9 protein-coding genes are annotated in these 11,847 nt (G+C 57.5%); 8 read left to right on the top strand and 1 reads right to left on the bottom strand.

The window, feature by feature from the left end; translation table 11 throughout:
* Nucleotides 1-7 precede the first annotated feature (7 nt).
* From G9X48_RS19750 to G9X48_RS19740, 3 genes are all read left to right on the top strand, one after another.
* Nucleotides 8-535: a fimbrial protein gene (locus G9X48_RS19750; protein ID WP_165770211.1), complete on the top strand. Its 528-nt coding sequence runs from the start codon at nt 8-10 to the stop codon at nt 533-535.
* 243 nt (nt 536-778) lie between these two features.
* A complete protein-coding gene (locus G9X48_RS19745; RefSeq protein WP_097640956.1) occupies nt 779-2,398 on the top strand; it encodes an O-antigen ligase family protein in 1,620 nt (539 codons plus the stop codon).
* A gap of 164 nt (nt 2,399-2,562) precedes the next feature.
* Entirely contained in the window at nt 2,563-4,158 is a 1,596-nt protein-coding gene (locus tag G9X48_RS19740) for a methyl-accepting chemotaxis protein (protein WP_012123717.1), read from the top strand.
* A gap of 51 nt (nt 4,159-4,209) precedes the next feature.
* Here the strand turns inward: G9X48_RS19740 and ppa are convergent, their stop codons facing one another.
* Nucleotides 4,210-4,737, bottom strand: coding sequence for an inorganic diphosphatase (gene ppa / locus G9X48_RS19735; RefSeq protein WP_004388179.1), 528 nt, complete (start codon nt 4,735-4,737; stop codon nt 4,210-4,212).
* Nucleotides 4,738-5,138: 401 nt separating this feature from the next.
* Here ppa and ytfQ point away from each other — a divergent pair, with 401 nt between their 5' ends.
* The 5 genes from ytfQ (at nt 5,139) to G9X48_RS19710 (ending at nt 11,576) form a co-directional block, all read left to right on the top strand.
* Complete coding sequence (gene ytfQ / locus G9X48_RS19730; RefSeq protein WP_012123718.1) at nt 5,139-6,095, top strand: galactofuranose ABC transporter, galactofuranose-binding protein YtfQ; 957 nt, start codon at nt 5,139-5,141, stop codon at nt 6,093-6,095.
* Nucleotides 6,096-6,385: 290 nt separating this feature from the next.
* Nucleotides 6,386-7,888, top strand: coding sequence for a galactofuranose ABC transporter, ATP-binding protein YtfR (gene ytfR / locus G9X48_RS19725; protein WP_097641365.1), 1,503 nt, complete (start codon nt 6,386-6,388; stop codon nt 7,886-7,888).
* A gap of 13 nt (nt 7,889-7,901) precedes the next feature.
* Nucleotides 7,902-8,924, top strand: coding sequence for a galactofuranose ABC transporter, ATP-binding protein YtfT (ytfT, locus tag G9X48_RS19720; protein WP_097641366.1), 1,023 nt, complete (start codon nt 7,902-7,904; stop codon nt 8,922-8,924).
* Complete coding sequence (yjfF, locus tag G9X48_RS19715; protein WP_032982172.1) at nt 8,911-9,900, top strand: galactofuranose ABC transporter, permease protein YjfF; 990 nt, start codon at nt 8,911-8,913, stop codon at nt 9,898-9,900. Before ytfT ends, yjfF begins: the two co-directional genes overlap by 14 nt.
* Nucleotides 9,901-10,010: 110 nt before the next feature.
* A complete protein-coding gene (locus G9X48_RS19710; protein WP_054624064.1) occupies nt 10,011-11,576 on the top strand; it encodes a methyl-accepting chemotaxis protein in 1,566 nt (521 codons plus the stop codon).
* The last annotated feature ends 271 nt before the right edge of the window (nt 11,577-11,847 follow it).

Here is an 11,847-nt window from a genome sequence, read left to right as displayed (position 1 = left end):
GACGTTTATGAAAAGCTCTGCTCTGTTGACTGTCTCGCTAATAGCATTAGCTTTATTTAATTATGTTAAGGCAGCAGATAACGTGCATTTTTCGGGCGCACTGGTTGCAGAGTCCTGCACACTTCCGGAAAGCGACCAGGATATTCATCTCGATTTTGGTACGGTAACTGAAAAGGCCCTTTATCAATATCATCGTACCAAAAGCCAGTCATTTACGATTCATCTGGAAAATTGTAATCCGGCCATCGCCGAAACGGTAAATATTACTTTTGAAGGTGCGGCAGATAGCGAATTAACCGATTCACTCTCGTTGGATGCGGGAAGTACTGCTCAAGGCGTAGCTATCGGCCTGGAAAGAATGGATGGCACACCACTGCCGATCAACAAACCGACGCCTTATTTCCAGCTGACTAGTGGTAATAACCCGCTTACTTTTAATGCTTATATACAGGCGCAGCCATCAGTAATAACAAATGAATCTTTGAAAGTGGGTGACTTTACCGCCACCAGCAGTTTTGTGCTGGATTATCAGTAAGCTTTATTTATAAAAGAGATGGGGTATTTATAAAATTTAAATTTTATAGAAACTAACATAACTTTCATACAGAAAGGCTAAGCCTCCTTAAAAAGAGATCGTAATCGGTTTTGTTGGCCTTTTTATTAATATTTTATAAAGCATGGCCATAATCTGTTAATAAACATCTTCAGGATATGCTTTTCAGTCAGAAATAAAAGGAAAGGCGGGGCTTTCCTTTTTCTATGATTAAATTAGAACACTATGACTCCTTTATTTTCCGTTATCCCTCTGTTTATTCTGACGTTGTTTTATATTGCCAACTCTGGCGGTTACGGTATCGCGCTGCCTTTTAATCTGACTTTCCTGTGCTGGCTGGGGAGCCTTGTGATGCTGCTCATCTGGAGGTACAGAAAAGGCGATGCAGATCGCCAGCCATTGTTGTTAGCGGGTGGGTTGTTACTTCTGGTATCCGGCTTTATGCAGGTAAAGGTAAATCCCGGCGTATGGGTGCTGCTGGGTGCTGTCTTTCTGTGGCAGGGCCTGCGGCATCTGTCATTCACATCACGCTACAGGCGTACGATTCTGGTGGTTGTATTTGTGCTGGCGCTCGGCCAGACAACGGTGAGCCTGCTTCAGGTTTTCTGTCCACCTCTCGCCATGCGGCTTTATGAATATGACTGGCTGCGTAATCACGGCCGCCCTTATGGTATTTTCCAGCAGGTGAATCTGCTCGCGAGTTTTCTGGCCTCCGGCATCGGCTGCGGTTTTTTGCTGCTAATGCAACAACGACTGCGCAGGAACGTGCTGCTGTGTACCGCCGGGTTGAGCCTGCTGACGTTTGTACTGGTGCTGAATCAGTCCCGCGCCGGAGCCATTGGCGCGCTATTGATTGTACTCTGCCTCGCAGCCCTGCTATGGCGTCAGCATCCGGCACGCAGCGCGTCGGCGTTAACGCTCATGATAATAAGCGCGGCCTCAGCCTGGTACATCACGCAGCATACGACGGTGCTGGTCAACGGCGTGCCATATTCGCTGGCGCGCAGTTATGGTGAATCGACGCGCGAACGCTGGCAGATGCTGTGTATTACCTGGCATATGATTATGTTGCATCCCTGGGCTGGCTGGGGCTACGGCACGTTTGAATATGCGTTCAGCCGCTTTGTGCTGGCGCATCCGGAATATGGTTACACCTATTCCAGCATCGTCACTCACCCCCATAACGAACTGCTTTACGCCTGGTTCCAGGGCGGTGTGGTGGCGCTGTCGGGGATGTTATTGCTCTTCGCGGGTTGGGTGAAAATCGTAATGAGCGCCTGGCGGCAGGGCCGTGTGCAGACAGGCTACGCGCTGCTGATTATTCCGCTGCTGGTGCATCTTAATCTGGAGTATCCGTTTTACCAGTCGTTCGTACACTTCGGGCTGTTTATTCTGCTGCTGCGCCTCGGCGTTATCGACAAACCGCATTGCCAGACACAGCGCGCAAAGCTGAGCCTGCGCGTCACGATCGCTGCTGCGGCGGCTGCGCTGATGGCCTTTAGCCTGACGGCGCACTACGCCGGTTATCAGCTCACGATGCTTGAGCGCGGCCATCTGGCGAATTTCCCGCGCCCTGCGCCGTGGTATTTCGCGCTGCAGGGCGAACGGGCAGAATTTGATGAAAATGTGTCACGCCTGATCGACTACAATCGCACCCATAACAGCGCCGATCTCGACACGTTTATGACCTGGGCTGCGCGGTATTCACTGCGTCATAACGACAAAAACGTCTGGCAGAGCATGATCGTGATTACGCAATATAAAGGCGATACCGCTGCGGCAGCCCGTCTGCGCGCGCAGTACAATCGCCTGTTTCCTGTTGTTCAAACCAGCGATTCGCCGTAAATCTGCGCTGTCATAAAACTGCCATAAAAGTTTTAGCGTGACTAATTAAGTACTTAACTTCTGCTACCATTTCCGCGTGTTTCCGCCCCATAAAGCTCGTATTTCGCAGGCCGATAGATCCGAAGCGCCCCTTTCAGGCGTGCCTTCACCATGGGAAACAGAGTATGAAATTAAACCACCTGACAATCGGGCAACGACTCGGTCTGCTGGCGGCGTTACTGCTTGTCGCGGTGCTCTTTATCGGCATTCGCGGTCTGACTATCAACGCCGACGGGCTTGAGCAAAACAACAACATTATGGCCACGGAAAAGGTGATAGCAGAGAGCATCGACACCGCGCGGAACGCGCAGGTGCAGTTCAAAATCCAGGTACAGGAGTGGAAAAACACGCTGCTGCGCGGCACGCAGGGGCAGGCGGCGTTTGATAAATACAAAGCCGCGTTTGTCGATCAGAGCGATAAAACCCAGGCGCTGTTAAACCGTCTTGCGACGCTGCTGCCGCAGCTTGGCATGGGCGTGGATGAGGTGCGCCAGACTATCGCAAAGCACGAGGAGCTTGAAAAAAGCTATCTGGCGGCGATTGCGCAATACAATATCGCCGACCCGACGAGCGCCCAGCATGTCGATAAGCTGGTGAGCGGTATCGACCGCGAGCCGACCCGGATGATTGATGACGTCGTCGCGAAAACGCTGAAGCAGGCGGATGCGCTGACCCGTCAGACCGAGGCGCGCAACCTGGCGCAGTATCAGCAGACTCGCACGATGCTGCTTATTACGATGGCGCTGACGCTTATCGCGAGCATTCTGATCACCTTCTGGCTGGTGCGCAGCATCACGCGCCCGCTGGCGCAGGCCGTGATTATTGCTCGTAACGTTGCTGCCGGTGATTTGCAAACGACAATCACCGTCAGCGGCCGCGATGAGACCGCAGAGCTGATGGGCGCGCTCCAGGAGATGAACGGTAACCTCACCCGCATCGTCTCTGGCGTGCGCAGCGGCACAGAGACCATCGCCACCGCGTCGGCGCAAATCGCCACCGGTAGCCGTGAGCTTTCAGCACGCAACGAAGCGCAGGCGAGCGCGCTGGAAGAGACCGCGGCGTCGATGGAAGAGCTGACGTCGGTGGTGAAAAACAACGCTGAGAACTCGCGCTTTGCGAGCGATATCGCGCGCGATGCCTGCCAGGTGGCCGGGCAGGGTGGCGAAGTGGTTGAGCGCGTGGTGCAGACCATGAGCGAAATCCACCAGTTCTCTACCGAAATCAGCAACATTATCAGCGTTATCGACGGTATTGCCTTCCAGACTAATATTCTGGCGCTCAACGCGGCGGTCGAAGCGGCACGCGCAGGCGCGGAAGGACGCGGCTTTGCGGTCGTGGCGGCGGAAGTCCGCGCGCTGGCGCAGCGTTCCAGCTCGGCGGCGCAGGATATCCGTAACCTGATTGACCGTTCCGTGAGCCGTATCGCCGAGGGCAACAGCCTGGTGAAAGGCGCAGGCAGCGCGATGGAAGATATTCTGAAAAGCGTGCAGCGCGTGAGTGAACTGGTCGAGACGATTTCGATGGCGAACCGCGAGCAGAGCACCGGTATCGATCAGGTTAATATTGCCGTGACGCAGATGGACGCCTCGACGCAGCAGAATGCCGCGCTGTCGCAGGAGTCCGCCGCGGCGGCGCAGTCGATGCAGTATCAGGCCGAGAAGCTGCTGGATTCCGTCAGCGTCTTCCGTCTGGCGGCGCACCGGGACGAAGCGCTGGCGTAACGCCCATAAAAAAACACCGCCTTCGGGCGGTGTTTTTTCATTCGCGGCGAATTACTTCTTCGCGCGTTCGAAAGAGGCGCGGATCTCTTCTTTAGCGGCTTCGGCGTTATCCCAGCCTTCCACTTTAACCCACTTGCCTTTTTCCAGATCTTTGTAGTGTTCAAAGAAGTGGGTGATCTGCGCTTTCAGCAGTTCCGGCAGATCGTTCACGTCTTTGATGTGATCGTACTCTTTAGAGAGCTTGGTGTGCGGTACCGCAACCAGTTTGGCGTCTTCGCCAGACTCGTCGGTCATTTTCAGTACGCCAACCGGACGGCAGCGGATCACAGAGCCAGGCTGCAGCGGGTACGGCGTCGGGACCAGCACGTCAACCGGGTCGCCGTCCAGAGACAGGGTGTGGTTGATGTAGCCGTAATTGCACGGGTAGAACATCGCGGTGGACATAAAACGGTCAACGAACAGCGCGCCGCTCTCTTTGTCCACTTCGTATTTGATAGGATCAGCGTTAGCCGGAATTTCAATAATAACGTAGATGTCTTCCGGCAGATCTTTGCCCGCAGGTACGTTCAGTAAGCTCATGTCTGTTTCCTTAAAAATGTATGGCAAACAAGTGCCAGGTATTATAGCCAACTGCAATGGAAAGTCGTGGACTCTTTTGTTTCACCGGTGAGCCTGCTGCACCTTTCAGCGTTTTCCCATGACACGTTCATCCATAAAGCCAGCTGCATCCTCAATAAATTACTGAAAACGTTTACATTACGTGTCTGGTAACCCTTTTTACGCTAAAAATTTTTGGCCGATGCCGCGCTGGCGCTTGCCGCGCCGTATCCCGGCTGGCGTTAAATCCCGTCATTTCTGAATTTTAACTTTTTCGTTACTTTTTTGAATTGTGATGTAACGCATTCAGTTACATCCACGCTTGTCTATAGTTTCGCCACAGGTGGACTCTTACCCAACAATAACCCTACGAGGATACCCTTATGTGGAAGCGCTTACTTGTTGTCACAGCAGTTTCGGCAGCCATGTCGTCTATGGCATTGGCTGCCCCGTTAACCGTGGGATTTTCTCAGGTCGGCTCTGAATCGGGCTGGCGCGCGGCGGAAACCAGCGTTGCGAAAAGCGAGGCGCAGAAGCGCGGCATTACGCTGAAAGTCGCTGATGGCCAGCAGAAGCAGGAAAACCAGATTAAAGCGGTGCGTTCGTTTATCGCCCAGGGCGTGGACGCGATCTTTATCGCGCCTGTGGTGGCGACCGGCTGGGAGCCGGTGCTGAAAGAGGCAAAAGACGCGGAAATCCCGGTGATCCTCCTCGACCGTTCGATTGATGTTAAAGACAAGTCGCTCTACATGACTACCGTTACCGCCAACAACGTGCTGGAAGGCAAGCTTATCGGCGACTGGCTGGTGAAAACCGTTGCGGGCAAACCGTGTAACGTCGTGGAGTTGCAGGGCACCGTGGGCGCGAGCGTGGCTATCGATCGTAAGAAAGGGTTTGCCGAGGCGATTTCCAAAGCGCCGAACATCAAGATTATTCGCTCGCAGTCCGGCGACTTTACCCGCTCAAAGGGTAAGGAAGTGATGGAGAGCTTTATCAAAGCCGAGAACAACGGCAAAAACATCTGCATGGTTTACGCGCATAACGACGATATGGCGATCGGCGCGATTCAGGCCATCAAAGAGGCCGGGCTGAAGCCGGGCAAAGATATCCTGACCGGCTCCATCGACGGCGTGCCGGATATTTTCAAAGCGATGGCGGATGGCGAGGCGAACGCGAGCGTAGAGTTGACGCCGAACATGGCCGGCCCGGCGTTCGACGCGCTGGAGAAATTCAAGAAAGACGGCACGCAGCCTCCGAAGCTGACGATTACCGAGTCGGTGCTCTACCTGCCGGATACCGCCAAAGAGATGTTAGAGAAGAAGAAAACGATGGGGTATTGATTGACCAGCGTGACGGGTTTTTGAGGTGTTCTTACGGCGGCGGGTGCGCGTTGCTTACCCGCCCTACCTGTCAAAAAGCGGGCAATATGTAGGGCGGGTAAGCGCAGCGCACCCGCCAGCAGGTGTGAGTTTTGTAGGGCGGGTAAGCGTAGCGCACCCGCCAGCAGGCGTAAGTTTTGTAGGGCGGGTAAGCGTAGCGCACCCGCCGTGTCCAGGCAGCGCACCCGCCGCGCCAACCAACATCACGCTAACCGCAACACGCCAGGCTCAGGCAACAGGAGAGTCCGACCATGCATAACGATAACCATCAGGAAATCCTGCGAACGGAAGGCCTGAGCAAAACGTTTCCCGGCGTAAAGGCGCTCGACCATGTCGATTTCAGCCTGCGGCGCGGGGAGATCATGGCGCTGCTCGGGGAAAACGGGGCCGGAAAATCGACGCTCATTAAAGCGCTCACCGGCGTTTATCAGCCCGATGGTGGCACTATTTATCTCGGCGGCGAGGCCGTGCGGCCGCGCAACACCGCGCACGCGCAACAGCTTGGCATCGGCACCGTATACCAGGAAGTTAACCTGCTGCCCAACATGTCGGTGGCGGACAACCTGTTTATTGGCCGCGAGCCGCGCCGCTTCGGCCTGCTGCGCCGCAAAGAGATGGAAAAGCGCGCCACGGCGCTACTTGAATCCTACGGCTTTCATCTTGACGTCCGCGAGCCGCTGAACCGCTTTTCGGTGGCGATGCAGCAGATCGTCGCTATCTGCCGCGCCATCGATCTCTCCGCGCGCGTGCTGATCCTTGATGAACCCACCGCGAGCCTCGACGCCAAAGAGGTCGAGATGCTCTTTACCCTGATGCGCCAGCTGCGCGCCCAGGGCGTCAGCCTTGTCTTCGTCACGCACTTTCTCGATCAGGTCTATGAAGTCACGGATCGCATCACGGTGCTGCGTAACGGGAAATTTGTCGGTACGCGCGACACCGCCGAGCTGCCGCAAATTGAACTGGTGAAAATGATGCTTGGCCGTGAGCTTGAGAGCAACGCGCTACAGCGCGCGGGGCGCACGCTGCTGAGCGAAAAACCGGTCGCGGCGTTTCACGATTACGGCAAAAAAGGCGTTATCGCGCCGTTTTCGCTGGAAGTGCGCCCCGGCGAAATCGTCGGCCTGGCGGGCCTGCTCGGCTCCGGACGTACCGAAACGGCGGAAGTCATCTTCGGCATCCACCCGGCAGACAGCGGCACCGCCGCCATTAAAGGCAAACCGCAAACGCTGCGCTCGCCGCAGCAGGCGTCACGGCTTGGGATCGGTTTTTGCCCTGAAGACAGGAAAACCGACGGCATCATCGGGGCCGCCTCGGTGCGCGAAAACATCATCCTGGCGCTGCAGGCCCAGCGCGGCTGGCTGCGCCCGATCCCGCGGCGTGAACAGGATGAGATCGCCGCCCGCTTTATTCGCCAGCTCGGCATCCGCACGCCGGGCCCGGAGCAGCCGATTGAGTTTCTCTCCGGCGGCAACCAGCAAAAAGTCCTGCTCTCACGGTGGCTGCTGACGAAACCGCAGTTTCTGATCCTCGACGAGCCGACGCGCGGCATCGACGTCGGTGCGCATGCGGAGATCATCCGGCTTATCGAAACCCTGTGCGCCGACGGGCTGGCTCTGCTGGTCATCTCGTCTGAGCTGGAAGAGCTGGTGGGCTACGCCGACCGGGTGATTATCTTGCGCGACCGCCAGCAGGTGGCGGAGATCCCGCTTGAGGATCTCTCGGTCGGCGCCATTATGAATGCCATTGCGGCATAAGGAGCTACGCGTGATGCCTCGTTCATTACCGGATACGGGCGCGCCGAAGCGGCGCTTACGCTTCCCGCCCGGCATGCCGCAAATCGCGGCGCTGATGCTGGTGCTGCTGGTTGACGGCCTGGTGGCGGATCACTTCTTCCAGATAGTACTGCAGGACGGGCGGCTCTTCGGCAGCCCGATAGATATCCTCAACCGCGCCGCCCCGGTGGCGCTGCTCGCGATCGGCATGACGCTCGTCATCGCCACCGGCGGGATTGACCTTTCCGTCGGCGCGGTGATGGCGATTGCGGGCGCGACCGCCGCGACGCTGACCGTGGGCGGGCACAGCCTCGCCGTGGTAATACTGGCGTCGCTCGGCGTCGGCGTGCTGGCCGGGCTCTGGAACGGCATTCTGGTGGCGGTGCTGAAAATTCAGCCCTTTGTGGCGACGCTGATACTGATGGTCGCCGGGCGCGGCGTGGCGCAGCTGATTACCTCCGGGCAGATCGTCACGTTCAACTCGCCGTCGCTCGCCTGGCTTGGCAGCGGTTCGCTGTTTTTCTTCCCGACGCCGGTCATCATCGCGATCGTGACGCTGCTGGCGTTCTGGCTTTTTACCCGCAAAACCGCGCTCGGCATGTTTATTGAAGCCGTTGGTATCAATATTCGTGCGGCGAAAAACGCGGGGGTCAGCACGCGGCTTATCGTCATGCTCACCTATATGCTGAGCGGCCTGTGCGCGGCGATTGCCGGGATCATCGTCGCGGCGGATATCCGCGGCGCGGACGCTAACAACGCCGGGCTGTGGCTTGAGCTCGATGCCATTCTGGCGGTGGTGATTGGCGGCGCGTCGCTGATGGGCGGGCGCTTTAACCTGGCGCTGTCGGTCGTCGGCGCGCTGATTATTCAGGGGATGAACACCGGGATTCTGCTGTCGGGCTTTCCGCCGGAGCTGAACCAGGTGGTGAAAGCGGTGGTGGTGCTGTGCGTGCTGATTGTCCAGTCGCCGCGATTTATTTGTCTGATTAAAGGAGTGCGCCGCCATGATAAAACGTAACCTGCCGCTGACCATCACGCTCGCGGTGTTTGTGCTCGGCTATCTCTACTGCCTGACGCAATTCCCCGGTTTCGCCTCCACGCGCGTGATTTGCAATATCCTGACCGATAACGCGTTTCTCGGGATCATCGCCGTCGGTATGACGTTTGTGATCCTCTCCGGCGGCATCGATCTCTCGGTTGGCTCGGTGATCGCCTTTACCGGCGTGTTCCTCGCCAAAGCGATCGGCTTCTGGGGCATGTCGCCGCTGGTGGCGTTCCCGCTGATCCTGCTGATGGGCTGCGCGTTCGGCGCGCTGATGGGCTGGCTTATCGATGCGCTGAAAATCCCGGCGTTTATCATTACGCTCGCGGGCATGTTCTTTCTGCGCGGCGTCAGTTATCTGGTGTCTGAGGAGTCGATCCCGATTGACCACCCGATTTACGACACGCTCTCAAGCCTCGCATGGAAAATCCCCGGCGGCGGACGGCTTAGCGCAATGGGCCTTCTGATGCTGGGCGTGGTGGTGATTGGCATTTTCCTCGCGCACCGCACCCGTTTTGGCAACCAGGTGTACGCCATCGGCGGCAGCGCCACGTCCGCCAACCTGATGGGCATCTCCACCCGCAGCGTTACCGTGCGTATTTATATGCTCTCGACCGGGCTTGCCACGCTCGCGGGTATTGTTTTCTCCATTTACACCTCGGCGGGCTACGCGCTGGCGGGCGTCGGCGTTGAGCTGGACGCCATCGCCTCGGTGGTTATCGGCGGCACGCTGCTTTCCGGCGGCGTGGGTACGGTGCTCGGCACGCTGTTTGGCGTGGCGATTCAGGGGCTTATTCAGACCTATATTAACTTCGACGGCACGTTGAGCTCCTGGTGGACCAAAATCGCCATCGGGCTACTGCTGTTTATTTTTATCGCGCTGCAGCGCGGGCTGACGGTACTGTGGGAAAACCGCCAGAGCGCCGAGGTCACGCGTGTGACGCCGCGCTAACTTTTCAGTTATAAGATATTGATCTGGCTAAACTGTATAAACTTTCCCCGGTAATTGCCGATAGTTTTTTCTTCAATGGATCAAGCTATCGCGATTACCGGGACCCCACCATGTTGAGAAATCTCTCTATCCGTACCGGCCTGCTGACGCTGTTGGCGGTTATGGCCGTTTTGCTTCTGCTCGTGAGCGCCATGGGCATCTACTCACTCACCCAAAGCTCGGCATCCTTACAGCGCATTAACGCGTTGCAGGGCGAAAAAATGATGCGTCTGAACGAAGGCTATACGCTGCTGTTGCGTGCGCGCAACGAGGCAGGCCAGGCGGTACGCCAGATGGAAATCGGCATGGTGGACGACGCGACCTCGACCGTGAAAATCATCGCGGGCGAGCTGGTGCGCGGTCAGCAACTGCTGAAAACGGTGCTCACCAGCGAGGTGGATGACGAACAAGGCGCGCTGCTGCTCGGCAAGCTTAACCAGAGTTTTAACGCGCTGAATGGTCAGGGGCTCGCGCCGATGATGGCGGCGCTCAACAAGCAGAGCCCGGATGATTATTACGATCTGCTCGGCAACGGGCTTATCCCGCTGACCCGCGCGTTTGATAACGATGTGCAGGCGTTTCAGCGCTGGGGCGAGGCGCGTGGACGTCAGGAAGTTAACGGCGTGCTGACGCAGAAACAGGTGATGCTGGCGCTGATTGGTCTGGTGGCGCTGCTGACCGCGGCGATGATGACGCTGGTCTGGCTGGCGCTTCGGCACTTGCTGCTCAAGCCGCTGGCGCAGTCCGTGGAGCAACTTGAGCATGTGGCGGCAGGCGATCTGACCCGTTCGCTGACCGCGACCAGCAATAACGAGCTGGGGCGTCTGGTAAGCGCCATCGAGGCGATGCGTTTGTCGCTCGCGCAGTCGGTGATGCGCGTGCGTGACGCCAGCGCGCAAATCGACACCGGGAGCCGCGAGCTGGCGGCAGGCAACGTCGATCTGGCGCAGCGCACCGAATCGACCGCCACCTCACTTGAGCAGACCGCGGCGAGTATGGAGCAGATCACCGCGACGGTGAAACAGAACGCCGATAACGCCGGGATGGCGCATCAGCTGGCGAAAGCGGTCTCCGATACCGCCGATCGCGGCAGTGAAATGGTTTGCTATGTGATTGAAAAAATGCGCGACATTTCCGGCAGTTCAAACCGGATTGGCGACATTCTAAGCGTGATTGACGCCATTGCGTTCCAGACCAATATCCTCGCGCTGAACGCGGCGGTTGAAGCGGCGCGCGCGGGTGAGCAGGGGCGCGGCTTTGCGGTGGTGGCGGGTGAAGTGCGTACGCTCGCGAGCCGCAGCGCCGAGGCGGCGAAGGAGATCCGCGCGCTTATCAGCAATTCACAAAGCCAGGTGGGCGAGGGCAGCGAGCTGGCCATGCAGGCCGGTGAGACAATGGATGAGATTGCCGAAGAAGTATTGCGGATGACGAAGCTGGTGCGCGAAATCGCCGACGCGTCGCTGGAGCAGAGCCGCGGTATTGAGCAGGTGAATATCGCCGTGAGTCAGATGGACGAAACCGCCCAGCAAAACGCGGCGCTGGTGCAGCAATCCTCCGCTGCGACCCGTTCGCTGGAAGAGCAGGCGCAGCAGCTGGTGGAAGCGATGGCGTCGTTCCGGTTGCAGACGGCAGGTTAAGTTTTCGCTGATAACCGGTGGGTGCGCTTCAGGCTGGTGGGTGCGCTGCGCTTACCCACCCTACAAATAATCGATGAGATAACCGGTTGGTGGGTGCGCTGCGCTTACCCACCTTACAAATAAGCGGTGAGATAACGTGTTGGTGGGTGCGCTTCGCTTACCCACCCTACAAAATGTGATGGTTTTCGTAGGGCGGGTAAGCGTCAGCGCACCCGCCGTTTTTGCCTCAGCCCGCCGTTTTCTTCACCCGCCAACAAAAAAGGCAGCCGTG

Origin of the sequence: Cronobacter sp. HA18006, from assembly GCF_011605445.1 — a bacterium.
In the GTDB taxonomy this organism is placed as follows: domain Bacteria; phylum Pseudomonadota; class Gammaproteobacteria; order Enterobacterales; family Enterobacteriaceae; genus Cronobacter; species Cronobacter sakazakii.
Note: the sequence above shows the minus strand (reverse complement) of the source record. Positions and strands in the feature narration are given on the sequence as shown.